General features: G+C 45.8%; 22 protein-coding genes and 1 riboswitch. Of the genes, 2 read left to right on the forward strand and 20 right to left on the reverse strand.

Annotated features, from left to right (window positions below; genetic code table 11):
* Window positions 1-143: 143 nt before the first annotated feature.
* The 13 genes from J2Z65_RS16245 to J2Z65_RS16305 form a co-directional block, all read right to left on the reverse strand.
* Window positions 144-1,388, reverse strand: a complete 1,245-nt coding sequence (locus tag J2Z65_RS16245) for a DUF4153 domain-containing protein (protein WP_167059657.1) — start codon at window positions 1,386-1,388, stop codon at window positions 144-146.
* The gene (locus tag J2Z65_RS36125) at window positions 1,378-1,500 is read right to left on the reverse strand and encodes a helix-turn-helix domain-containing protein (protein WP_167059660.1); all 123 of its coding nucleotides are present in this window, start codon (window positions 1,498-1,500) and stop codon (window positions 1,378-1,380) included. The genes J2Z65_RS16245 and J2Z65_RS36125 overlap by 11 nt, the downstream gene beginning before the upstream one ends.
* Before the next feature lie 192 nt (window positions 1,501-1,692).
* Window positions 1,693-2,364 (reverse strand): thiaminase II, encoded by a 672-nt coding sequence (gene tenA / locus J2Z65_RS16255; RefSeq protein WP_167059663.1) that lies wholly within the window; start codon window positions 2,362-2,364, stop codon window positions 1,693-1,695.
* A 35-nt stretch (window positions 2,365-2,399) separates the two neighbouring features.
* The gene (locus tag J2Z65_RS16260; RefSeq protein WP_167060322.1) at window positions 2,400-3,674 is read right to left on the reverse strand and encodes an acetylornithine deacetylase; all 1,275 of its coding nucleotides are present in this window, start codon (window positions 3,672-3,674) and stop codon (window positions 2,400-2,402) included.
* A gap of 84 nt (window positions 3,675-3,758) precedes the next feature.
* Window positions 3,759-3,859: riboswitch (TPP riboswitch) on the reverse strand.
* Window positions 3,860-3,948: 89 nt separating this feature from the next.
* A complete protein-coding gene (locus J2Z65_RS16265) occupies window positions 3,949-5,937 on the reverse strand; it encodes a right-handed parallel beta-helix repeat-containing protein (protein WP_167059666.1) in 1,989 nt (662 codons plus the stop codon).
* Window positions 5,938-5,994: 57 nt separating this feature from the next.
* Window positions 5,995-6,825 (reverse strand): carbohydrate ABC transporter permease, encoded by an 831-nt coding sequence (locus J2Z65_RS16270; RefSeq protein WP_167059669.1) that lies wholly within the window; start codon window positions 6,823-6,825, stop codon window positions 5,995-5,997.
* Window positions 6,818-7,696 (reverse strand): carbohydrate ABC transporter permease, encoded by an 879-nt coding sequence (locus J2Z65_RS16275; RefSeq protein WP_167059672.1) that lies wholly within the window; start codon window positions 7,694-7,696, stop codon window positions 6,818-6,820. Before J2Z65_RS16275 ends, J2Z65_RS16270 begins: the two co-directional genes overlap by 8 nt.
* A 29-nt stretch (window positions 7,697-7,725) precedes the next feature.
* Entirely contained in the window at window positions 7,726-9,036 is a 1,311-nt protein-coding gene (locus J2Z65_RS16280; protein WP_167059675.1) for an ABC transporter substrate-binding protein, read from the reverse strand.
* Between the two features lie 36 nt (window positions 9,037-9,072).
* A complete protein-coding gene (locus J2Z65_RS16285; protein WP_167059678.1) occupies window positions 9,073-10,629 on the reverse strand; it encodes an FAD-dependent oxidoreductase in 1,557 nt (518 codons plus the stop codon).
* 51 nt (window positions 10,630-10,680) lie between these two features.
* The gene (locus tag J2Z65_RS16290; protein ID WP_167059681.1) at window positions 10,681-11,805 is read right to left on the reverse strand and encodes a hypothetical protein; all 1,125 of its coding nucleotides are present in this window, start codon (window positions 11,803-11,805) and stop codon (window positions 10,681-10,683) included.
* Window positions 11,802-12,590, reverse strand: coding sequence for a creatininase family protein (locus J2Z65_RS16295; RefSeq protein ID WP_167059684.1), 789 nt, complete (start codon window positions 12,588-12,590; stop codon window positions 11,802-11,804). The genes J2Z65_RS16290 and J2Z65_RS16295 overlap by 4 nt, the downstream gene beginning before the upstream one ends.
* Window positions 12,587-13,345, reverse strand: coding sequence for an SDR family oxidoreductase (locus J2Z65_RS16300; RefSeq protein ID WP_167059687.1), 759 nt, complete (start codon window positions 13,343-13,345; stop codon window positions 12,587-12,589). The genes J2Z65_RS16295 and J2Z65_RS16300 overlap by 4 nt, the downstream gene beginning before the upstream one ends.
* Before the next feature lie 11 nt (window positions 13,346-13,356).
* The gene (locus J2Z65_RS16305; RefSeq protein WP_209855915.1) at window positions 13,357-15,075 is read right to left on the reverse strand and encodes an amylo-alpha-1,6-glucosidase; all 1,719 of its coding nucleotides are present in this window, start codon (window positions 15,073-15,075) and stop codon (window positions 13,357-13,359) included.
* Between the two features lie 179 nt (window positions 15,076-15,254).
* Here J2Z65_RS16305 and J2Z65_RS16310 point away from each other — a divergent pair, with 179 nt between their 5' ends.
* Window positions 15,255-16,127 (forward strand): helix-turn-helix domain-containing protein, encoded by an 873-nt coding sequence (locus tag J2Z65_RS16310; protein ID WP_167059696.1) that lies wholly within the window; start codon window positions 15,255-15,257, stop codon window positions 16,125-16,127.
* Window positions 16,128-16,183: 56 nt separating this feature from the next.
* On the opposite strand, the gene J2Z65_RS16315 is transcribed toward J2Z65_RS16310, so the two are convergent.
* The 7 genes from J2Z65_RS16315 to J2Z65_RS16345 all read right to left on the reverse strand — a co-directional run bounded on the left by J2Z65_RS16315 (window position 16,184) and on the right by J2Z65_RS16345 (window position 24,380).
* Window positions 16,184-16,969: an IclR family transcriptional regulator gene (locus J2Z65_RS16315; RefSeq protein WP_167059699.1), complete on the reverse strand. Its 786-nt coding sequence runs from the start codon at window positions 16,967-16,969 to the stop codon at window positions 16,184-16,186.
* Window positions 16,966-17,355, reverse strand: coding sequence for a RidA family protein (locus J2Z65_RS16320; RefSeq protein ID WP_167059703.1), 390 nt, complete (start codon window positions 17,353-17,355; stop codon window positions 16,966-16,968). The genes J2Z65_RS16315 and J2Z65_RS16320 overlap by 4 nt, the downstream gene beginning before the upstream one ends.
* A 56-nt stretch (window positions 17,356-17,411) precedes the next feature.
* Window positions 17,412-18,731 carry an aspartate aminotransferase family protein gene (locus tag J2Z65_RS16325; RefSeq protein ID WP_167059706.1) on the reverse strand — a complete coding sequence of 440 codons (1,320 nt, stop codon included), beginning with the start codon at window positions 18,729-18,731 and terminating at the stop codon, window positions 17,412-17,414.
* A complete protein-coding gene (locus J2Z65_RS16330; RefSeq protein ID WP_167059709.1) occupies window positions 18,728-20,212 on the reverse strand; it encodes a M81 family metallopeptidase in 1,485 nt (494 codons plus the stop codon). Before J2Z65_RS16330 ends, J2Z65_RS16325 begins: the two co-directional genes overlap by 4 nt.
* Window positions 20,213-20,482: 270 nt before the next feature.
* Window positions 20,483-21,766, reverse strand: a complete 1,284-nt coding sequence (locus J2Z65_RS16335) for an ankyrin repeat domain-containing protein (RefSeq protein ID WP_167059712.1) — start codon at window positions 21,764-21,766, stop codon at window positions 20,483-20,485.
* A gap of 57 nt (window positions 21,767-21,823) precedes the next feature.
* Window positions 21,824-22,657: a thymidylate synthase gene (gene thyA, locus J2Z65_RS16340; RefSeq protein ID WP_167059715.1), complete on the reverse strand. Its 834-nt coding sequence runs from the start codon at window positions 22,655-22,657 to the stop codon at window positions 21,824-21,826.
* Between the two features lie 472 nt (window positions 22,658-23,129).
* Complete coding sequence (locus J2Z65_RS16345; RefSeq protein ID WP_167059718.1) at window positions 23,130-24,380, reverse strand: trypsin-like peptidase domain-containing protein; 1,251 nt, start codon at window positions 24,378-24,380, stop codon at window positions 23,130-23,132.
* Between the two features lie 326 nt (window positions 24,381-24,706).
* Between J2Z65_RS16345 and J2Z65_RS16350 the strand changes: the two genes are divergently transcribed.
* Window positions 24,707-25,870, forward strand: coding sequence for a murein hydrolase activator EnvC family protein (locus J2Z65_RS16350; RefSeq protein ID WP_167059721.1), 1,164 nt, complete (start codon window positions 24,707-24,709; stop codon window positions 25,868-25,870).
* Window positions 25,871-25,953 lie beyond the last annotated feature (83 nt).

The following is a 25,953-nucleotide window of genomic DNA, read 5'->3' on the forward strand; positions in this document are numbered from 1 at the left end:
CGGCTCCTCCAACTTGAGCTATTAACCAACAACGTTCGTTACTACTTCGATATTGCCTAAGAGCAAGACCTATCGCACCTTCGAAACATGCGGCAAACCCTGCAGCGAATAGTTGCTCCGGATTGGTTCCATGTCCGCCTCTACTAAAAAATCAAAGGAAAAGCAACGGTTACGAACGCTGCCCATATCCCATAGACCGGCAAATACTTAGTAACGGCATCCTGGATGGTCGAAGGTCCGGTTTTGTTTTGTAGAAACCGCATATAGGAGAGCATAATCCAAATTAAATTGGCCCAGATAAGTATGTCTACACCTAAAACAGCAAGTCTATTGGGCGTAATCCCATAAGAAGAAAGCCTGAACACGATAGCTGAAAAAGCCACACAATCAATGACAAGAGCAATAACAATTAGGGCAAAATTTATATAATCAGAAATGCTCTTTTTCTCATTGGTGCCGCTTTCCGTAATGGAGAAAATGGTGACGGCCAATACACTAAGCAGAACACCGTTGAATGATAGGAGGAAATTGCGATCCAAGAATGGATTTTTCCCGACCCAAATAACCGTTATAAGATAGACCATCAATGTTGCCAAAACAAGAGGACTAAAAATTTTGGCTATATAGGGTGCAATATTTTTAGCTAGTTTAAGGTTTATCGATACCAGGTATGTAGCCACAATAGCGAGCGCGGCAGCACCAAATAAAACGATATTTTTAAAATAAAATTCAGAGATATCCATGCCTACGAATCTAAATAACTGCATAGTTAATGCTGTTAATAGCATTCCGCTAATTGCCATGCAGGCGTAAAGTATGCAAAATTCCCCATTGAATTTAAGGTAGGCTAATCTTGTGCTGCCTATGCCATAGTTATTTCCTGTAAAAGCTACCCCTAATAATACCCATAAAAAGATAGGAAGGTGTATATAAGCTAGGATAATACTGTCTTTATGCTCTAGTGGCAGCATATTAAGATAAAATGCTGAGATTAGGAATATCGATGCTAGGGCGTAAAGAATATTTCTTTTTGGGGTACTATTGTATACAAAATAGGCGGCTATAAAGGGAAGTATACCGTATACAAAGTTAATAGGAGCTATTGCTTGCTGTTCGACAAAGTGCAAAATTATCCTGCAGCTAATCCCAGCCAGAATTGCTAATAGGCCCATGGATAAGAAACTCTTTTGAAGCAGGGAGGCTTTTCTTGTATCTACCGTCTCCTTGAAATACAATCTTTCAAACCAAACGGCAAGAACCTGCGAATCAGGGTTTTGTTCCCAAGCGTATGCGAATGACTTTTTGAAAGCTTCAGGTTCTTTTTTAAACAATCTCTCCAACTCGTGAGGGTTGTCTATATGATCAATAATCAAATTGTTAATGCCCATGGTTCATACCTCCAATTTCCTCATCAATTAAGAATTCTATAATATCTCCAGGCCGACATTCTAAAGCCTTGCAAATCGCCGTCGTCTTCCTGCGCCCTATGGAAGATTGCACCTCCCTTAGTTATTGTCAATTAGATAATAAACCATTATTTATCGTTTTTCAATATATAATTACCGTTTATTATGATATTATTATTGTTATGTAATCCCGATTTATAAATCAAACAAAAAAAAGCCGCAATATGCGACTTCTTAAAGCAATATGTTCTTATCCCCTGAATATCGTATTCCTCCCAGTGGCTCTCTACTCGGCCGGCCAACCTTCCATGCGGTAAGCCATCTCCCAGAACAAATATTCATATCGTGTTGTGTTCAAAAATATCTCTTCCAGTCTGACCAGCTCGGATTCCGGTTTACCTTCCGTTAGCTGATCCAACAGCTCGATGCACCACTGTGCCAACCCTCCGAACTCTTCCGAGCTGTACATCTTAATCCACTCGCCATAGTATTCATGTTCGGAAGCACCGGGAACACGGCTCAGCTCTTTACCGATTTCAGAGTAGCTCCACATGCATGGAAGGAGCGCTGCCGTAAGATCTGCTAACGATCCGTTCTGCGCCGTATGAAGCATATAGTGTGTGTATGCCAGGGTAACCGGCGACGGCTTTGCCAGCTCCAACTCCTCTTTGGAGATTCCGAAGCGTGCGGCATACGTCCGGTGAAGGGACATCTCTTCATTTAATGTCGAGTGCAGCAGAGCGGCAAACTTGCCCATGACCGCTAAATCGTCCGATTTCACCGCTCCTAATGCGAATAGTTTGGCATAATCTTTTAAATACAAATAATCCTGAATCATGTAAAAGCGAAACTTCTCCAAATTCAGCGTGCCGGCTCCCATTTCCTGAACAAACGGATGCATGTGGTTTCTCCGCCACACAGGCTGTAGTTGATCATATAAACGTCCAGAAAAAGTCATTAACGTCTCTCCTTTTATGTATACCAGTAAAATGATTATCGTTCCGTGCGGCACCATTCATAGATGAACTTCAACATAACTTTGGTGAAATCGACCAGCTGCCCGATGGAAATCTGTTCATTGACTGCATGCGCGTGTTCTAAACGGCCTGGGCCGTAGATGACTGCCGGAATCCCCGCATCGCCGAACCAGCCGCCGTCTGTAACGGTCGCGGAGACATCGGTCACCGCTGTTCTGCGCAGCACAAGCTCATGCGAAGCCTGCAAAGCTTTCACACCCGGATGCTCCGGATCCACCTCAAGGGACGGGAAGATTTCGCCTCGGTCTTCGATCATAGAGGAACCGCCCCATTTGAACAACGGAGGATGGTCTCTCAGCCAAGGATCGCTTTGTGCAACACGGCCTATATGCTCTTCAATTTCTTTCGTTACTTCCTCATAAGTCTCATTCGGGTAGAAATGGACAGTGATCCATAAACGGCACTCATCGGCTATAAAAGCCGCATGTCTTCCGCCTTCAATAACGGCCGGATTGATCGTATTGGCGCCAGGCGCACATCCGGGATAGCTCTTCATGACGGCCCAGTGCCGTTCAAGGTCTTGCAGCCCTTGCAAAATTTTCATCATTTTCTCAATAGCGCTTGCTCCAAACAGCTTGCCCCCTGCATGAATCATGCTTCTTCGGGTAGCGTCGTGCCAGGTCTGTTGGCTCTTCACTGTAATCCAGCCTGTAATAACGCCGCCTTGGCCTTGGAGATGCAAATCGCTCGTATCCACGACAACTGCAAAGTCCGCCCGATACCCGCGCTTACAGCATTCCAGCGTACCGGCCTCCCCCACTTCCTCCCCGATCACGGATTGAAAGATGAGATCGCCGGGCAGACGGATGCCCGCTTCGTCCAGCAGCTGAATGGCAAAGAGAGCACCTGCGAGGCCACCCTTCATATCCGCCACCCCGCGGCCTATGATCACCCCGTCGCGGACCACTGGAGTAAACGGTCCGGTCTCCCAAGACTCATCCGCACACACCTCAGCCACGTCTATATGACCGTTGATGATAAGACTTTTATACATTTCAGGTGCCTGTCCCTTCAGTACGCCAACCACATTTGGGTCTCCGGGATACACCTCCCACTGGTCGATCTGAAATCCTTTCTCTTGCAGGAATTCAGCGATAAATCGCTGAGCCTCGGCGGTATTTCTTGCAGGCGGTGAAGGTGTTTCGAACCGCACCAGACGTTCCACAAGCTGGATCAGTTCCGTTTGACGCTCCTCTACTTGCTGGATTACCTCATCCAGTTCTTGTGCCAACCTTGCCAAATGATCTCCTCCTAATGGCTGAACATCAAAAAAACCACTTTCTAATAGAAAGTGGCTGCGTTACGTTATACATCCAAACGACAAAAACCACTTCCCTTCGCTAGCATTACCTAGATCAGGTGTAAGGGTTAAGACCAACGTCTTTCTCAGCTATTAAAGCACCCCTAGTGTTCGATACGATTCAATTGTCTAGACAAATCTTACCACAGCTGCATTCGCTGCTACAACCTTTACAATTAGAATACATACAATAAGTGCAAAACTTCTATAACAACCAATCCCCTACACTGCTTGCAATTTCCCACTGACCGTCTGTCCGTCCCAACAATTTGATGGAATTGCCCGGCATGTCGGTACCGATGAGGGTCTTACCTCCATTTGGTGTCAGAATCGTCTTTCCAGGCTGTGTTACCAGGTTAAGTCGATAGGCTGCTTCCACAAAGAACGTATAGGTAACAGCTGCTTTTGCCGTTGGCAGTGTCAGATTAACCTCTCCGGCTGCGCCGGCGTTGGTAATTTTGAAGCCTATGTAGTCGAACTTGACGGCTCCGGAAGACGGAAAAGCTTGAATGGGCAGCGGATGTTTTTCAGCATGAAGGTCTTCTGACGCGGGGTCTATAGAATAGATGCTTTGCCCTCCACCTTTCACAGTGCAGTTGAAGTAGGCTACGTTCCGTATGATTTCTGTCTTGTTTTTCTTTAAAGTAAATCCTCGTTTAATCAGCGGAACCTGCCGTGTGTCAATGGATTCACAGTCCGTATAGACCGCATTGCCGATGACGGTTCTCGTCTGTGCTGGCACTGTTGTGACGATGAACGAGGAACCATAACCATAGGGATCGTCCGGTTGATTAACCGTGTTGCAGTTGATCGCCCGGCAGCGAATATAAGAACGCTTCGCGCTGTCCGCCGAGAAAGATAAATCCGAAAACCCTGCGTACTGCTCGCTATCGGCCATACAATCGATCAATTTGATCTCACCTTGTACGGCTTTCGTACCATCTCCTCCATAGTTCATTGAGAAACCAAATGAATTGCCTTTCGTTCTGCAGCGATCAAAAATGATATCAATGGGCTCACTGGCAGCCGTTGGTTTCAATAAGGTGACTAGGAAGCCTCGCCCCGTATTCCCTTCCGATACACATTGTATAAACCGAATATTTTTCAGCAAATCGAGCTGGCCGTTCGGCTCAATGTCAACTCCGCTCTGCGGAGCCGTCCCTTTCGTGTTGGAGAAGCGGCAATTTTCCACAGTGAGACCGTCTACGGAGATAACGGACAATCCTTGTCTTCGGTTATTGTCCGCCCGACAGTTACGGAGCACAATATTTCGGCAGAAAGCCACCGTCGATTCGAAATACCCGATATAAAACCCGTCACCACCGCTGTCATTGGCATTTATGTTCTCGATTACAACGTTCTCGGAGCCGCTAATATCGAAAATGTGAGCCTGTTCACCTGACGTATACGCCGTCTTGTTCATACGCAAGGTGGCACCATTGCCGTTGATGTATACGTCTTTAACGGTTTTGATACGGATTAATCGTTCGTAAACGGGACCTACTTTGCTTAGCGTATCTACCGCTTGTATAATAGTCCCCGGCTCGAACTCGATTGCAATTTGGCTTGGAATGAACAGCTGCCCCGTTAAGTAAAAGCCTGCACGCTGTTTGGGAATAAACAACTTGTGACCGGAAGCAGTATTTAAAGCCAGCTGTAAAGCCAGCGTATCGTTCGTTATGCCATCCCCTTTCGTACCAAACCAGGAAGCGATAAGTGTATCCCCGTAGATGCGTTTGAACCGCTTACCGTTGGATGACACGAGTATGGTTCCCGTATTATCTGGAGTTGTATTGTCATTCGGGTCATAACGGAAGAACCCTTCCTGCATCTCATTCGTTACGTAATAAGCCAACATCGGATCGGGTTCAAGTTCGGCCCTTAGATCCTCCAGCTTGACTGAGAGGCAGAAATGCATGTCCAGTATGTCAAGCAGCTCCTTCTTACGGTTTTTTTGGGCTATACCGTATACGGAACCGGTTACCGATTGATCACTGGCGAAGGCGGTGGACTTTCCCGCTGCCTCCCATAATCCTGTAGAAACAGCAGCAATTCCCCCCAGTCCTAGCGTGGTTAGCAGCTTTCTTCGGCTAATTAATGGCTCCCTCTTTTCTTCCCGCTCTATTGTTTCCTCTATATCCACTGGAATGGCAGCTTCTTCAAATTCATTTGATTTGTTAGATTGTTTAGACATCGCTGTAATCACTCTCCTTTTCCCAATTTTCGGGCAATTCGTAGGGTTTCAGTCTAGTCAGCCTTTCAATCCAGTCGAAGCAATCCCTTGAACGAAGTATTTTTGAGCAAATAGAAAAACGAAAAGCACGGGTATGATTGTAATAACGGCACCAGCCATGATTAACGTCATTCGGTTTTGAACTTCGTTTTTCAGAAACAGCAGTCCGAGAGGCAGCGTGAACATCATTTTATCCTGCAAGTAAATAAGTGGTTCAAGTGTGTTATTCCAGGCGCTGATAAAGGTGAAAACAGCTAGTGCCGATAGAGCAGGTTTCGCTAAAGGAAGGTAAATCTTGCAGAAAATTTTCCAGGGGTTTGCCCCATCTACCCAAGCTGCATCATACAGCTCCTTCGGAAGCGTCTTAAAAAATTGGTGCAGCAGGAAGATGCCAAAGGCCCCGCCGAGAAAACTCCTCAGAATGAGCGGGTAGTACGTATCGAGCGCACCGACCGATTTCCAAATAAAATACGTTGGGATCATCGTAATTTGGGATGGCAGCATCATCGTACCAAGCATCGCTAAGAAAATCAGGTTCCTGCCGCGAAATTGAAAGAACGCTAACCCGTAAGCTACGATCGCACAGGAAGCTACGGTTCCGATTAAATCCATGACGGTGACAAAGGTGCTGTTCATCGTGTACTGTAGAAAGTTCACCTCAATCCATACCCGCTTGAAATTGTTCCATACTATCGGTTCAGGTATCAGTTTGGGGGGCAGGGTTAGCTCCGAGCCTGCTGCTGTCAAAGATGTCGAAAGCATATACAGGAAAGGCACAAGCATGATGATAGACCCGATGCCTAATATCGCATAAGCGGTAATTTTCAGGCCGGTGTACGTTTTATTCATAATGCACCCACCTCTTTTCCGTCACTTTCTGTACAATGGTGATAGCCAGTATAATCAGGAACAGTCCCCAAGCCATCGCGGATGCGCTGCCCATTTTGAAGTTTAGGAAGGAATCGCGGTAAATCAGGATGTTCGGCACCATATTCCGGTCTGCGACAGAAATGACGTCCCCTAGCATGACAAGAAACACGTCAAATGCGTGAAAGGCAGAGATGGTTGAGAGGATCATGACCATATACACCATTGGAGACACGATTGGAATCGTTATTTTCGAAAATAACGTCCAACCTGATGCTCCATCCATCCGTGCTGCTTCGAGCATTTCCTCTGAAATATTCTGCATGCCTGCGAGAATGAGTACCATTGAATAACCGGCACCCTTCCAGATGTTAACTAATGCGATAGAACCAATCACTAACCACCATTTGCCGCTGCGTATCCAATCGATGGGTTGGAGCCCCAAAGTATGTAGAATCCAGTTAAGCAGGCCATATTCATTGTTATAAATCCATAACCAGATCATTCCCCCTGCGACCCAAGGCGTGATCACAGGGAGAAAGAATATCATCCGGAACAATGATTTGCCTCGAATCTGCTGATTGAGCAGATAAGCTAGAATGAGCGCGGTGAAGGTCTGCAGCGGAACGAACAGCACGGCAAAATAGCCAACATTACGCATGGAAAGCCAGAAGACTTTCAGGTGTAGGAATTGGTTCCAATTACGCAGTCCGATCCATTGCGGCGGGTTGAATAAATCCCACTTCGTAAACGTTAAATAGAGTGAAAATACGAAAGGGAACAAGAAGAAAATGAGCAGCTGCAGGACAAAAGGTACGGTGAAGACGAAACCCCACCAGCCTTGTTTGCGCATCGGAACACCCCTTTCCAAGTCCAAGCCGGTTATTTGTTATCGTCGAGCACTTGTTGGACTTTTTGCTGAATTTCTTTGGCGCCTTCTTCCGGAGTCCGCTTACCATCCATAATATCGTTCAAGATCGGTCCGGCCGCCGCTCGCCATTCGTTCCAGGATGCGTTCTCATCCAGCGTACCACCCGCTTCTTCAATCCCTTTCGTATAGGCCTTCTTGTTGAGCGGTTTTGTAGTGGATTTCTCTAGCTCTGCCAGAGCTGTTTTCTTCACTGGCAAGCTTGTGCCGCTTTCCGAAAGTAATTCCTGCCCCTCATCACTCAGATAGTACTTGAGGAACGTCCATGCTGCCTCTTTCACTTCGGGCTTCGACTTGGAATAAAGAATCCATTGGTTCACTACCATCGGAACGAAACGTTTGCCATCCATACCGATCGGCATCTTGACGGTGTCCCAATCAAGATCCGGTTTGTTTTTATTGAGTGAAACCTGGGTTGCATACTGGAAGAACGTCATAGCCACCTTCCCGTTTTCGAAAAATTTGCCGGTGTTAGCAGCTTCTCTCGTTGGACTAATTTTCAGCTTATTGATCGTGTCGGACCACGCCGTCAGCCCTTGAATCGATTTGGGATCTGTGAAATTCGCTTTGGATAAGGTTGAGTCGAGCGAGGAACCGCCAAACGCTCTCATCCAGGGCAGCCAGCCTAGCGTGATATTATTTCCTGTCTGGAAGCCGTAAATATCCGCTTTTCCATCCCCGTTGGTGTCTTTCGTCAACTTCTTGGCAGTTTCAATCATATCATTATAAGTCCAGTCGTCCGTTGGAAAGGGGATATTATTATCTTTAAAAATCTGTTTATTAAAGGCCAGCGCGCCAGGGTTGATACCGTGCGGAATCCCGTAAATTTTGCCGTCCAATTTGGCGGATGTAAGAGCACTCACATAATCGTCAGTCTTCAGATCCCGCTTGATGTACGGTTCTAGATTTTCTGCAACTCCACGTTTACCATATCCGAGAACAACCGCATTTTCTTGCAGCCAAAGATCTGGGGGATTATTTCCAGCAATGCGAGTGACGATTTTGGTTACAAAATCCGCCCATGGCGTTTCCTCGATTTCCAGCTTAATGTTCGGGTACTTAGATTGGAAGTTAGTTATGATCTTCTTGCTGGTAATGTCATAACCGCCGGGCAAGCCAATTTTCAGAGTAACATCCTTCAAGGGGGCTGCTGTTGCAGTTCCGCCTGCATCGCTAGGTTTAGTAGCCGCTGGTTTACCGGTTGAACAGGCAGTGAGGAGTAATAGAGCTATCATAAATCCTACAACTGTTGTCTTCTTGCTCATGAGTATGACCTCCCATTAAGAACAATTTCGAATCAATTATGAATTCACATGAAGAATTTGACCATCCAGCAGCAGCTGTTCACGCAGAAGTCCGTAATCCAAATCCTGCAACGCACATTGATGCTGAATTGCCAAAGCGGCTGCCGTAGAAGCAGATTGGCCAAGAATCATAAAAACAGGTTCCATTCGAATGGAGCCGTAAGCAATATGCGAGGAAGACAAGCATACCGGTACGACAAGGTTCGTGCACTCTTCCCCCTTCGGAATAATAGCTCGATACGAAATCGGATAAGGCCCATTGGGACTGATTTCAACATTCCCTTCATTTATACACCGACCGTCTAGAACCAAACGCCTGCAGTTGTGCGAATCCATGGTATAGGCGGCTAACCCAACCGAATCCTCCTCAGTCCTAAAGTGGCGACAATGATGCTCGGTCATAACAACGTCTGAAATCATACGCCTCGCCTCACGGATATAGAGTTGATGCGGCCATCCGCCCGTAGTGGTAAACTCGTCAGCCGGAAGCCCCCACGTCTTAACCTCCGCTCGAATCGCTGCCGGAATCGTGTCATCATTTGCTAGAAAATAAAGCATTCCCATATTATAGTGAAGATGCTTTTGAAAGAGCTGCTCGCGAACCGCATAGCTCGCCTCAGGCCACGCATAATTTTGCCCAATATAATCGGTCGAGATTGCTCCCCAATTATTCAGGTCACTCTTACCGCCCGGCATCACCTTGTTGAGCTTCAATGCATCCCAGACTCCGTTACGAATATATCTCGCCAGTAATGCGAATTCGTCGCGATTGTAGTTAGGCGGTTCCGGGAAAGGAAGTTGATTATCCGGGTTACTGCTCAAACAGATTCGGAAATTGTAAGCTTGAACGGATTCATCACCCTGACCTTGCACGCCGGGCGCTGCGTTGGTGATTCCTGGAAGCAGACCGCTATCTATTTTCCCTTCTATCACATATGGGTCTACCCATGCCGTAAAGTTATGTTTGGGATGACCAAAATGAATCCCGTTCAATATCTCTTTATACACTGTGTTGGATTCTCTACCCACATGATAGGAAACGCCAGCGCGAGCTAGCAAATCCCCTTCATAGGATGCATCTATAAACATAGGGGCTGTGTATATATTTCCATCTTCCATTTTGATTTGCGTGATGCGTCCTGATTGAAGTTCAACGGTGTCTAAATGCTGCTTGAAATACACAGGTATCCCTGCTTGCTGTAACCACTCCATGAAGATCCGTTCCGCCACGTGAGGTTCCAAGGCCCAAGTCCTTCCATCCGGCTCTTCGCTGCCGTAGTGCTGCCCCAAAGCTTGATAGAACTCACTGGAAATCCCACCAATAGCCAGTATGTTGCCGACATCCGTACGTCCGAGACCGCTTGACGTCATTCCTCCGACATGCTGGCTGAATTCAGCAATCACCGCTTTGAGTCCCATGCGACTTGCTTGAATAGCTGCTGCTACGCCTGCTGGAGTACCTCCGTAGATACAAAGATCAGCCTCGATACGAATAGGTTGACGAGGTAGAGACTGATCTGGCTTATAATAATACAAATTTGAAAAAGCACTCATTTTGTCTTCTCCTCGGTTCAATTTGAATTTACGTGCAACACAGAATCCCTTTTATAATACGAAGTTTTCAGCTGGAGAATAGCTGATCGAACGGAGTTGCGGGGAGTCTATTTTTCTTCCTAGATGAAGTGATTCCATGGCCAAATTAATCATGCCGGTTGTGAGTAAAGTTCGTTCCGGAGCAACTGGTGAACAACCGGTCAGCACCATTAGCTCGATCAGTCTTGTCAAATTCTCGAAATGGTTGTAAGGACGCCCCCTTCCGCTTTCACAGCGGGCCGCCGTAATCTCTCCACTCGCATCACGGAAAGCAATTCCCCACTCCCTAATAAAACGTTGAAGCTGAAGAACATAGCCTTTCAAACCGTCGCTATATGTAATAATGAACAAGACAGGTACGTCGACATGATCCCTCGGATGACCTGGCAGAATATCGCTAACCGTGCTTAGTGCCTGAATCATTAGTTCCTCGGGAACTTCCCCCCGATCCATTGCCGCCCAGACAGAGCGCCCCTCCAGAGCTTGAACCGAACGGATACCGGTCTCACCGCCTTGTCTATGTTCGGCGGCTGCTTGCAGCACCTCCATGCCATGGAAGCCATAAGACTCGATTCCAAGCCAACTGATCACGAAAATCTCCTTCACCTGAATTAATTGCTCGGAAGAATAACTAGGTACTTGAGGCGTATGCGGAATAGAGGATCCCCCCAGAAATGGCAGTCCTCTCTTCGTCAGTTCTCCGTAAATCCACTCTGCATCCTGCATGCGATAAGATAGATGTTTATCATTAAATATAGGTACGTTAAGTCCTAAACGATCCAATGCACGAAATGTTTCTTCAAAAAAGCGGCGGCGTGGATACATCTTTTGACGCTTCTCGTTCCACGGGTATTCGCCATGCTCACCAATCAAAAGAACGCCATCAATTAGAACGCCGACGTGTGGAGCGGCAATAGCCCCCTCGATGGAGGCATAAACGGGAATACCTCGCGTATGCGCTTCTGCAGTACCCATATCATTCGAAGGAATCTGATCCAAATACAGCGAAACCACTTCGATCTGCGGGGTATACCCGAACAGGCCCAGCAGTCGCCCGATGATCATTTCCGCATGGGAATCAGGACGGTATTCAGTTACGATTGCTGCCACTTTTTTTCTTTCGCTCCGCGCATTCATTTGGTAACTTCCGCTCCTTCATTCATCCAATTGCCGACTTGTACGAGCCAATGGGCAGTCGATTCAATTATGGCTTGTAAGTACATGGAACCTTTAGCTGCATCAGCCGGGAGAGCGGAATCCGTATAACCATCCACTCCGGTTAAGTAGCTGTGTTTACCGACGAAAGACCCTGGAGGACCGGCATTAATCCAAGAACACTGCGGATGCTTCGGGCTATCCGTAGTATCACTGCGAATCAGATGCCCTGCAAGGGAAGCAATCAACGATGTTTCGAAACCTCCGGCGTGACCCGGGACCATTCCCATCTCTTGCGCCTGAATCTCCATAAGGGCGGATCGAGATAAACTCCAGTAAGAGGCAGAAGCGGTCCAAATGTCATGCTGTACGGCTAGATCCTGGGCAGCCTGATGCATGAAGGGCTCATTGCCACCATGTGCGTTAAGATAAATGATTTTACGAAAACCACCGCTCACTAGACTTTCCCCTATTTCTTTCAACATGAGAAGATAAGTGGAAGAGGAGAATGATAGGGTACCGCCGTAAGCCAAATGATGCTGGGAACACCCAACAACAAGTGTTGGGGCCAATAATAACTTCGTGGACATCGCAGCCTTCTTGCAGGCTTCAAAAGCTATATGTTCACCTATCATACTGTCAGTAAATACCGGAAGATGAGGTCCGTGCTGCTCCGTCGCGGCAAGTGGAACCACCACGGCATACCCCTCCTGCGCTTGCCGCTTTAACGTTTCTCGTGTTCCGTGATGAAACAATAAATCGTTCATAGCGCAAATCCCCCGTCAATTGTAATTAGAGCGCCAGTAATATAAGAAGCAGCATCGGAAAGCAGAAAGGCTGCCAACTCCGAAACTTCATCAGGCGTACCCGAGCGGCCGAGCGGCGTCTGTTTGGCAACAGCTTCCTTAAAGGAAGAAGGAAGTGTGCTTAGTGCTTCTTCGGTCTTGATGTCTCCCGGCAGCAGCGCGTTAGCTCGAACCCCCCTGTTGGCGTAATCAGCTGCTATCACACGGGTCATCTGATTGACGCCTGCCTTGGCAGCACCATAAGCGAGACAGGTCGGCCTCACCTTATGACTTAAGACGGAAGAGGTATTAAGAATGGCGCCTCCACCCGATTCAATCAGAAGAGGGAGAGCATATTTATTCATCAGAAACGTACTTGTCAAGGTTCCGAGTAGAACTTGATTCCATTCCTCCAGTGTGAGCTGCATAGCAGGTTTGGATATTTGTGTATAGGCATTATGATATAAGCCATCCAATCGCCCCCACTGATTCTGAACACATTCTAGCGCAAAAGTGACCTGTTTCTCGTCTCGCGCATCCGATTGGATGTACATAAATGCCATTGGGAGAAACGAAGCGATGGTTTGTTCATTCAACCTTAGGTTCGCATCCTCGGGTGCGGCAAGATCCGTCGCTACGACCTTGGCTCCCCTCTCAAGAAACAACCTAACGGCTGACAAACCCAGCTTGCCCAGCGCTCCTGTAACTAGAATCACTTTTCCGCTTAACTGAGCCACTGTGGTTCCCCCTATACCTGTTCCAATAATAGGCAAGCCGTCAAAGCTGCTGACCAATGAAAATCTCTGACCACGTCCATCTTCTTACGAATATTATATGTACCTGTTGGAGGTCCCTTCCGATCGCAGTCTATTGGAGGCACTTGATCCGCAGAATCAAAATACTCAAAAATGACACCGTATTGTTCATAATATTTTTGCACCATTTGGATACTTTGCTGAGCAAGTTGATCTGCTTCCGCTTGCCTCCCCTGCTTCTTAAGGCCGGTGTAGACGAGATAGTTCATATTCATCCAAACAGGACCTCTCCACATGTCCGTGCTGTACGTGATTTCAGACGCTGCTGTAGTTGGAATAGGGAATCTTGTTTGGAAATGACTTGGATTCTGCAGCATCGATATCAATCGTTCTGTACGTTCTTGGGGTAAATGATCCAAGAGCAAAGGTAGAAATCCGCTTACCGCTTTCACCCGAGAAAAGTTCCCGTCCATGTCTCGATCGAAATAAAATCCCTCGCTCTCATCCCAGAGTAACGATTGAATTTGATCGTTTAGATCAGCCGCTTGTCGCTGCCAATGTTGAGCTAGCTCATTTTCTCCGAGCTCACCGGCGATCAACCCGATGTAATGTGCCTCCTGGGCAGCGAATACGGAAAAATCAACGGCATCCAATACAGCCGCACGATCGAACCGAGGGGAATTATCCATACCTGATTCACCGGAACGGCATTGTGGATTACCTTCAATCATCCATTCCAGCAATCCATTCCCATTGCGGTCTCGATTCGTTATATCCCAACTTACATAAAGCTCGAGTATAGGGAGTGCATAGCGTAAGTGGGAACTTTGCTTCGTATAAAGGTAGTTCTCCCAGACCCCCCACGCCAGTAAAGGCGGCTGGGTCATGCCAGAGCCTGATCCGTCTACTTTGAAGGTATGGGGAATCATTCCATCCTCGCGCTGTGTATCCAGTACGGATTTAAGAAATTCCCAGGACAGCTCGGGGTCCAAAACATTCATTGCAAACGAATGAAATACGGAGTCCCATAGCCACATCGCTTGGTGAGGAACACGGTCAGGCGTGGACCAGTGCTGACGAATAACCCCTTCAGGAGCAAGCGTATTGACTTTCATCACACTAAAACATTTCAGAAGCAGCCGTTCCTTCAATGGATCACTCAGTCTGGGGACACGTTCATAAAATTGAAGTCTGGCTTCAGCTTCCTCCCAGGAATCGAAAGTCATTCCGTTCACTACCCGGCTGATCGCTTCATCTAGCTGGCTTCCGTAAGCTAATGCCCATCGTTCCTTGTCTCTTAGCAGAACGATGACATCCTTTCCATTTGCTGCTTCCGTAATGAAAAGCTTATCTTTTGTCCAAGCTTTGCCTCCATCTTCTTCTTCAAAGCTTAGTCGGATGTCAACTGTCGAAGGAGCCGTTCCAATAAGCGTATGCCAGCTCTGATAAACAGCCAACAGCGGTCCTTCCGCAAGTTCGGCTAACAACACGTCTCCTGTGGCGATCCGAACATCGCCTGAGTGGGGAACGCGAAAATGCAACCATCTTCGTTTCGGTGTATGAAAGAGTAAGCTGTATTCTTTAGCTCCCACGGTAGCAACGAATTGAGAATTCGAATCCGTCTGCCCGTCATAACCGGAGAAAGCAAACAGTGCACCTTCTTTCCACAGATCCGGTAAATTTTTCTGCACATACAGCGCCATCTTGCTCATCAAATTTGCTCTCTCCCCTATGAACCCTTTTATTGATTTTATTATCGCGTACTTCAGATAACGGGTTCTATAGAAGAATTTGCGCTTTCATTACAAGATTTTGCTCTTTTCTTCGTTTCGGCACGGTATATACTATGGTATACTCAGTATCATCTGATAGATAAGGCGGGTGGGCAGCATTGGATGCTTTGAAGAAAATTGAACCCTTCGAAGGTAGACGCTTCCCTTTACGAATGACTGAAGTCATTAGCTGTTTTCACTTGGTAAGACCGCACTGGCACGAACACCTCGAGTTTATACAGATTATTGAAGGAGAAGTTCAAATTCATATCGACAATCGAACCTTTGTGGCGAGCGCGCCGGCTATTTTATTTATTAATAGCTGCAAAATTCATTCGATGCAATCGTTAAACGGCAAAAGCAGCACCATCCATGGGATGATATTCGATATGTCTTTATTATCCGGTTCCTTTGAGCAATCCGAATTACAGCATTTATACGCCCGATTCATTCAAACCGCACCTATCCTGGAACCCATTCTCCCCTCACATCCGTTATGGAATGAACTGAACACCCATTTTGAAATCGCATACAAAGAATACGTGACACAAGATATTGGGTGTGAGCTTATCATCAAGTCATCCTTGTATCGCATGATGATCCCTATGCTTCGCAGCTATCAGCAAGAGCAGACTCTTTCGAAAGACTTGAACAAAAGCTTTGATCATTACAAACGGATCAAACCTGCCATTGATTTTATAGAATCCTGTTATGCTCAAAAGATTTATACCAACACCCTCGGTGAGCTGGTAAATTTGAGCCCCTTTCACTTTACCCGATTTTTCAAAAAGGTAACTGGACTCACACCGATCAACTACATCAACCGCTATCGGGTAGAAATGGCCAAACGATTGCTGATCGAACAAGACTTAACTATCACACAAATTGCAGAACGCACAGGATTCTGTAATGTTAATTACTTTGATAAAGTATTTAAGGATATGAACGGGTTCACTCCGCTGGAGTTGAGGAAGCAATTCACCGAAGGATAGACCCAAATTCAGCCCCTATCTGGTTTCCTCAACCTGTTTTTCACAGAAACACGCTTCTAGGTAGGTTGGTAATAATGTATCGAAGTAAGCTTCTTCGCTCCTTGCGTGACTAACTCTGTCATTTGGCTCCAAGTATCTTCCTTCCACCGTGTTGTTGGAATTGAAATACTCATCGCGGCAATCATTTCTTGATTCGCATTAAGAATGGGGGCAGCTACACATCTTATGCCTTGTACCGCTTCCCCCTGGCTGTAAGCCACGCCTTCCCGACGAATCTCCTTTAACTGCTCCAATAATTTTTCCGGCTCAGAAATGGTCTGATCGGTCAGTAGTCCAAGTTCTTGCTCCCGATAAAGCTCCACTACATCCTTGTCACTCATAGCACTTAAAAATAGCTTTCCCATTGCAGTAGTGTGAAGCGGCAGTTTCATACCCAAATGCGAGACGAAGCGCACATGATGTGTACTTTGTTTTTCAGCGATATACAAGATGTTCCTGTCGCTCCGAATCGATAAATAAACGGCTTCATTCACTTCAGTTACGATCTGCCCAGCAATATATTGAAATTCAGTGGTTAAGTTCGTATGCTGTGCGTATTTGGCTCCGATTTGAAAGATTTTATAACCAAGATGAAACATCTTCCCGTTCTCATCCTTCTCCAAATAACCACGATGAACGAGATTTTGCAAAATTTTAAATACACTGCTTGCTGGAAGCTCGAGCCGGCGTGTGATGTCCATCAAGCTTAATTCACGTACTTCAGCTTCCGCAAACAACTCAAAAATATCTAGAACACGGTCAGCCGATTTGACCGTTGTGCTCGATTTATCCGTTGTACTCATTGATTATCCACCCTTTTCGGTGAAAGCGCGATGACATCGATTTCTACCAATATATCGAAATTCAAATCACAATAGATTGTCGTCCTAGCAGGATAGGGATAGGCAAAATAACTTCCGTACACCTGGTTGAATTCTTCATAATGTGATCGTTCTTTTAAATAAACGTTCACTTTCACCACATCCGCTAGGGTGGCATGAGCTTCTTGCAAAATACGCTGAATGTTCTCAAGCGTCTGCAATGTCTGGGTCTTTAAATCAGAGCTTACGACTTGGCCAGTCTCAGGGTCTAGCCCTCCTTGACCGGATACGAACACGAAGCCCCCCGCTAGTATAGCGGAAGAAAAAGGCTTTCCAGTTGACTCATCGGTTGCGATAGTCTGTTTCAACTTACTTCACTCCTTCCATCATTCCAAAGTACCCAACGAGTAGGGTTCCGTTAAATCTACTTATGACCGGCGATCCGTTCTGCAACCCGCTCTACGGCTAGCAATGTCTCCTGTACTTCCTTCTCCCCATGTGCAGTAGACACATACCAAAGTCCATTGGGACGAACGAGTATGCCCTCGTGTAACATTTCTTCGGCAAATCGTGTATAAAGCTGCGTATCACGGAGGTTGAACGTATTGAAATCAGATACTTCCGTCTTATCGATAAACATCAAATGGAAAACTGGACCCAGTTGATTCACAACCGCTTGGAGTCCATTAACCTTCAGAATCGAACGAATACCCTCTGTCAGCATCGTCGATGTATGCTCCATGTCTTTGAACGCTTGCCCATTCGCTTTCGACAGCTCATGGATCACGGCTAATCCCGCGGCTGTAGCCAGGCTGTTTCCGTTTAATGTACCAAGATGCATGACCGTTCCTTCTTCTATGAGTCGCATGACGTCTCTCTTACCGGCTACTGCGCTTAAGGGAATCCCTCCTGCCATCGCTTTACCGATCGTAACAAGGTCAGGTTGAATCCCGAATCGCTCATGGGCGCCACCTAATCCTAGTCGAAATCCGGTAATCACCTCATCCCATATTAATACGATGCCGAGTCTTGTCGTTAATTCCCTCATTTTCTCCATATACCCCGGTTTGGGGGCAATACATCCGGAATTGCACATTACCGGCTCCGTTATAACGGCCGAGATTTCATGCTGATATCTCGTCAATGTCTCTTCCAATGCTTCCGGATCATTCCATGGCAGGAGAATCAGATCCTGTAGACTATTCAGACTCTGTCCGCCTGTTCCCGGGGTTATATCCTCTGTAGCTTCTACAGCACCAGGTGAGGAAAAGTCCGGGCTTGGAAACGAAGTGAAAATCGCATCCGACCAACCATGATAATGGCCATAAAAACGAACCGTTTTGGTCTTTCCAGTATAGGCTCGAGCTAATCTCAGTGACAGCATGACTGCTTCAGTACCTGATCCACTGAACGCAACTTGTTCCGCACAGGGCAGTATTTCGGTTAAGCGGCGGCCCAATCGGATTTCACCTTCATGCTGTAAACCGTACGTACTGCCTTTTTGCATAGCTTCGTACACTTGTTCGTTAAAAGCAGGATGAGCATGACCTAGAATCAGAGGACCGTACGCCAACATATAGTCGATATATTCATGTTGGTCCACATCTTGAATTCTAGCTCCATATGCCTTTTGCACATACAACGGCGTCGGTTTCATCGAAGCTCGGAGGCTGCTAGCTACACCCCCAGCCACATAAGCTCTCGCTTCTTGCAATCTCTCTTTAGATTGTAGATATCGGTTCATTGGGCATGCTCCTTCTCTGGGGAATTCAATGGAAAGACGGGTCTTGCAACATGACGATAGGTAAGACGATGCAGCGAGGTGGTACAACATCCTGGGGTATCTACTTCGATGACTTGTTTGGCGATAGGTCCGAAAGCGCTTATCCAGGCTACGGCCGATTTGACCACGATCAGATGAAAATCTTCCGGATTCAATCCTATGGATTCGACATGCCCAATATCCCATGGGGGAACTCGTTCTTCCGTGAGGACAACCGTAACCTGATTGGCTTCAATGACGGCGGTTTTCCCCATATGAGCCAAGGTCCCTTTCATATATGGCCCTCTATGCTTATACATCCCATCGGAAAGCAGCTTAATCTTCCCTTTAATAGGAACGGGGCTTCCGTGTAAGCTATCGCTTTTCCCACCTATCGCGCATGAAATCACAGTTCCCACGCCTTGCCGGCATGCAGCAGAAACCGCTTCCTGATCACGAATAAAAATTAAACTTCGGAAGGGAAGCTTTAATAGCTCAGGTAACAAGTGCGTACCATCGGCTGGAGATCCTCCGCCTACATTATCCGATGCTTCAACAAGGATGATGGGTCCCTCTTTGGCATCCATGGCTAGTCTCATCGCTTGTTCGACCTCTATTTCTTGAAAGAGAAACTCTTCTCGAAGAGTCCATGCAAGTTTAGCCAGCCGTTCTGCATAACTGTGTGCCAAGGCTTCATTCCCATTCGTCGTTACCGCAAAAGACATTCCAGCAATAGGCACATCACTGTATGGAAATCCACCACAGACGGTCACGTTAAGAACCTCAGGGTCTGTCTCCATAAAAAAAGCCTCTTCCATGATCGTCTTCATGATACCTTTTGTCGTAATCATTTTTTGTGGTACTACGAGCATGTTCGGTCTAGCAATGGCGATTACGGGTTGAATGTCACCGCGAATCTGACGAACTAACAACTGTAGTGCTTCCACTCCACACTCATAGGCATCAATATGCGGGTAAGTATCGTATCCGACGAGCAAGCTGCATAATTGAGACATCTTTCCACCAAGATTGGCGTGAAGGTCTACAGTAACCGCAATAGGAATTTGCTCACCAATCACGTTACGGACAGCCTCCAAGATGGCAACCTCCATGTCGAAACACTGCTCGGAAACCATAGCCCCATGAAGAATCACTACCAGCCCGTCAAGATTCGGCTCAATTGAACGTGTTAACTGCTCCAAAATTAAATGAGCTGCTTCTTCAGATACGATGCCATTTGGTGTAGCAGACGTGTACAGACCCGGGACAAGTGAAACCTCCTCTTGAATCGATGCGGCAATGACTCCCCCCATTGTCGTTTGGGTATGCTCGAATAATGCCATGAAGGCATCTCTTCCAAGCGTGAAGCAATGGCGAAAATCATCCCAATGGGTCATTACGGGTGCGAAGGTGTTCGTTTCGTGATAAACACCGACCACTCCAATGCGTAACGGGTCTTGCATTGAATGCTCACCTGCCTTAGTACCATAAATTGGTATTAAATTGAGATATTATGGAAATAGTGTAGCATACGATTTTTATTTATATCAAGAAATAAATTTTACATTTAGAAAATAATTCGAATAAAAAAAGTCCGTTTCATCTTTTAAAAGGATGAAACGGACCTTTATTTGTTTATTTCCTGGGTAAGCGCAAGAATCGATAAAAAACGCGCGTCGTACATCCTGCCAATTCACCTGAGTCAATATGTCTGAGCCGAAGCATGAATCCCCTCATCGATCGCTAGAACCGCCGACACCGTAACGTGCAAGCACTTCTATAACGGCTTCGCTGCCCGACGCTTGCTTGGGCAAAGGAGCGCCGGCTTGAATGAGGAGCTCCGCGACAGCCGGATAATCCCCAGCCGAATCTCGAATGTGAATGGCCCCCCACATGCAGCTATTCAAAGCATTGCCGCCGTACCCATGGGTAAGATGAGCGGATGCGCCGTGTTCAAGCAGCAATCTTACCGCCTCGTCGTTTCCTCGCATAGCCGCGTTATGAAGCGCAGTAAATGCTTTATGATCGCGGCGAGAATCCGCTGGGAATCCGGCTTCAAGCATCGTACGAACAGCTTGAACCTCATTGTTCCATGCGGCATCGGCAATAAAGCTTAGATCCTCTGGCGAAAGCGACTTTACCAGATTCGAATCCCGCTCAAGCAGATTTTGCACGGCTACCGGATCGGCCTGCAAACATGCAAGCAGCAGTCGCTGATTTGAAGGACTATGATTTGTGATCAGCTGCACGATCTCGGGATGATTGCAGCGCGCCGCAAGATAGAACGGTCGGATATTCGGGCCTATTTTGTACGCGTAGATGTGCCCACCGTTCGAATCCCCCGATGTAAAGCGGCCCCGCCCGACTTGAGCTTGAAGGCACTCAGGGTCGGAATGAATGATAGAGCGAACCAGCTCCACATCTCCGATATTGATCGCCATAAAAATATCCGCTGTCGAGCCACGCTCAATGAGAAACCTACATTTAACGGCATTAACAATCGCCCATTGAGCCGGCGTGCTTCCATGATCGATATCGCGCTTATCGATATCTGCACCGTGAGCGAGCAGGAAATCAATAATTGCAAATTCAGTGGCAAAATGAAGCGGAACCTGCCCATCGGGCCCGCGCTGATTGACAGCGTCAGGATTCAGCTCGACCATTTCTTTCACGGTATCCAACATGCCCAGCGCTGCGGCCGCATGTATATCGACCGGAGCTCCTCGTTCAATCAAATATCGGGAAAGAGCATGATGGTCATGATGCAAAACCCCGAATCCTCCCGCCCACCAGCTGCTTTTTGCATGCAGATCAGCGCCGTGCTCCAGCAAGACGTCCAAGGTTTCACGGTTCCCGTTTGCAGCTGCAGCGACGATGGCAGGCGTATCGAAGGTAAACCACGGTTCGTTAATGTGCTTAACGAGAAAGGGATGTTCGTTCAGGCATCGGTTCGCAGCGACCGCATCATTGCTCAATATTGCTTGTTTGAACAACTCAATGACCTTTTGCTCGTTCATGTCTTTAGCCTCCAATTCAATTCTCGTATATGATGTGCTTTGTAATTCGTGCGAGTATTAGATAGCTATCTCCATTTTAATTGATGGATGATATTCATAGTTTTTTAAATCGAAATCATGAATAGTAAAATCGTCAATTGATTTAATTTCCGGATTTATCCAAAGTTCTGGAGCGGGGTATGAATATCGTTGAATCTGTTCTTTTAAAGGTTCTATATGTCTTTCATAGATATGAGCATCATTAATATTTAGCGTAAGTGTTCCTAATTTGTATCCCGTGACTTGAGAAATCATGCGTTGTAAAACGTAATATTGGAACACATTAAACGGGTTGCCTAAACCAATGTCATTTGATCGAGCGTTTACGATTAAATGGAGATAACCTTCTTTTATAAGCCGTTGATTATTCCAAACACAAGGATAAAGCTCCATTTGATCGAGATCATCAATATTCCATAGAGATATTACATGCCTTCTAGAAGTAGGGTTATGAATAAGTTGATCGATTAGATTATGGACCTGATTTGTGATCTTTCCATTTACCATGATAGGCTTGCCCAACTGATATCCGTAAGCTTTACCAATATTGTTATTCGTATTTGTCCACTCTTTCCATATCTTTACTTGGTTTTCATCCAAATAAGTGCAATCACTTGTTCTTTTCACGTAAAACCATAAAAGCTCATGTATGGCAGATTTCCAAGGTACTCTTTTCGTTGTGAGTATCGGCACTTCCGAATTCTCAAATCTTAATTGCTTGGAAATTAAACTTTTTGTGTAGGCAGGAGTACCATCCGACCAAGTTGTTCTTACTTCATGATCCTTGTCCCAAATACCATATTCAAGAATATCTTTTACTAAATCATTGTAAATATTATCTGCCTGTCCCAACTTCTGGCCCCCTATAATGATTATTGATATTAATCATTTCGTGAGGAATAATGAAGAATCCTTCTCGTTTCTTTTGCATCAAAAGAGTTTTCAGCGTCAGTTTCGATATTGCAGAGCTTTATGAAATGAAACTGCCAGTAAACAAAAAAGAATCTGCCCGAAGCAGATTCTAAATGATATAAGGAGTTGAAGCGACATAAACTCATTCACACTCGGGTAACTCCCAATCGGCCACGTGAAGCTAAGGGAATATGTCCACTATTTAGGCGATATTAGCCTGAATCCTTATGTAAATGGAACTACAGGGCCTTATTTGGTCTTTAACCCCATTTTTTCAGCAGGATTCAGCCAAATAGTCCCTTGTAGTTCCCTCTCATCTGTCAAAGCTGCACTTTCTGGGGAATAGAGCCCTGTAGTTCCTTTAAGCTCCGAAGCATGTTCGCAGAATGTGTCTTACTTGACGATAAGGTTCTTAATTTTGATTGCTAGTCGCTGCGTTTCTATCCCTCACTTCAACCGTAACATCCTTCGTTTGACCATCACGAGAAATTGTTATTTTCAGCTTGTCTCCCACTGCCGCGGCTTTCACAACTTTAGTAATGTCATCCATGCTTGAAATTGCGGTGCCATTCACATCCACAATAACGTCGTACTGACGAATACCCGCTTCAAAAGCTGGTGTACCCTGCAGCACTTCAGTAACTACGGCACCTTTTGAGCTGTTGATTTTTAAGTCTGAGAGCATATCGTCTGAAATATTTTGTAGAGCTACACCGATGTATGGTGCTGGCTCTTTTGGAATTGTTTCGTTGTTTTTCAGTTTTTCTACGACAGAACTAATCGTACTTGCGGGAATTGCAAAGCCCATTCCCTGCGCCTCAGAGTTTACAGCAGTATTGATACCGATAACTTCACCATTCAGATTCAAGAGCGGACCTCCGGAGTTACCTGGATTGATCGCTGTGTCCGTTTGAAGCAAATGCTTGTAATTTCGAGTACCCTGCTCATCATCAATGCTGATCGTACGCTCTTTGGCGCTTAAAACGCCTGTAGTTACGGAGTAATCGAAGTCATACGGGTTACCGATCGCAACAAGCCAATCCCCTACTTGCGTGTCATCAGAATTACCGATATTCAAATCAGGAAATGGTTTATCCCCTTGAATTTTGAGTACAGCCAAGTCTAGATCATAGCTGCTTCCAAGAAGTTCTGCTGTAAATGGTGTGTCGTAGCCTTGAACGTAGACATCGATTTCGTCAGCGCCATCAATTACATGCTGATTCGTTAAAATATAACCATTTGCATCGAAAACGAAGCCTGAACCAATCCCATTTTCAATGGTATCTCCGCTTTCAGTACCTTGTTGAAATGTGTTTCTTCTATTCTGCCCGTTATTCGTTTGTTTTACTTTAGTCTCGATTTTGACAATGGCTGGACTCGACGCTTTTACAATTGATGAGATACTATTGGTTCCTGTTGGGGTTAACGATGCAGTTTGGACACCAGCAGCTGAAGAGTTGGCTGCAGCAGCTGCCACGCTTGATTGAACGGGTTGGGCAACATCCCCGAACAGATTCATCTTATCCGATGTGAACATCAATCCACCGACAACTACCGCGCCAGCCATAAAAGCTGCAAACATTGATCTCGCTTTGGAGCTCCCCTTCTTGTTTTCAACCTTTATATCATCTGCGTTATTCATATTTTTCATATCTTCGTTCACGCGATTACCGCCTTTCGTGTGCCATCTATTTGATTGATGTTGATAGATAGAAGTATAGGGCGTTAACCTGAAGCATTACTTAAGTTTGGCTGATAGGTATATGAAAGTTAACTGAAAGTATGCTGAAGGTGTCGATTGGGGCAAAGAATTATGATTATCAAATTTCACAAACAAAAATAGACCTGATTTTCTCAGGCTATTGTTAATTTGAAAGGAACAACATACCAATGACAGTTTGATCTATAAGTCTTAAACTTTTAGTAGTGTTGAAATTTATTCTTTCATCTACATTGACTTCATAGATTCATGCTGGAAGGGATGATAGGATGAGATCCAAGAAACTTGTTATCATAGCAACAATTCTGATCTTGTTCTCGAATATTAATTTTGTTCATGCAAGTGATATTCCCGAACAGAATGTCCAAGATTTAATTGCAACATATAATCAACGATTACAAGTTATACATGACCTATATGGGCAGCAAACTGAGATTCAAGGTCAGCTCACATCAATTAACCGGCAAGTTTTCGAATATGATAAGTTGGCCAGCGAAATGCAACCTCAGATCGATAAAATGAAGAGCCAACAGGAGTCATTACAGAAAAATATTGCCGATGTTCAAAAGGATATTGATACCCGCGATCAGCTATTGAAAAATCGACTTAGTTATTTGTATACGAGCGGAAATATTTCAATTCCTTACATGGATGTGCTTTTAGGTTCTTCTAGTTTTAGCGATTTTATCAATCGGATGAGCATGTTAATTATGGTACTAGGCCAAGATAAGCAAATTATCGATACAAAGATGGATGACAAAACAAGTTTAACGAAGATGAAAGAAGAACTGGAGCAGCAGCAATCTTTACTTGTAGCCCAGCAAAATACGCTGAACGCAGCAAAAGCCGAACAAGAAAAGAAGATCTCAGAACGTCTTACGTTATTAAAGCAGCTGCAGCAACAAAGCCTGAGCGAAGTTGACAATGTTAAGAAAGATGTAGAAAATTTGTCGTCCGTCGATTCCAAGATTGCACCCGATGTTCAAGAACAACTTAAGGCTGCTCTGAATAAAGAAATTCAGAGCGAAGGTGCATGGGAATGGCCTGTCCCTTCTTCCAAAACGATCACCTCTGATTTTGGCTCCCGCGGCGAAGAGTTCCATGCCGGGATCGATATCGGAGCTCCTATTGGGACTTCCATTGTCGCGGTTGATAACGGGATAGTACTCTACGCAGGTAAAGCCAATGGGTTCGGTAACTGGGTTGTCATCAAACATAACAATGGCTTGATGAGCGTTTACGGGCATATGTATGGAGATGGGATCTATGTATCCGTGGGGCAAGAAGTACACCGTGGCGAAGTCATTGCCGTTGTCGGAAATGACGGTCAGTCTACGGGACCTCATCTGCATTTTGCCGTTGCAGCAGGCATTACTGGCAATCAAATGAACTATATCGATCCTCGCCCATATTTGAACAATCAACAAATGTAAGCTAAAGTCCCTGCTTCTCCTATGGAGTGCGGGGACTTTTCGTCTTTGGGGTCATTCCCTCTTCATCCATATTTCACGTCCCA

This window comes from Paenibacillus aceris (assembly GCF_017874035.1).
GTDB classification, from domain to species: domain Bacteria; phylum Bacillota; class Bacilli; order Paenibacillales; family NBRC-103111; genus Paenibacillus_E; species Paenibacillus_E aceris.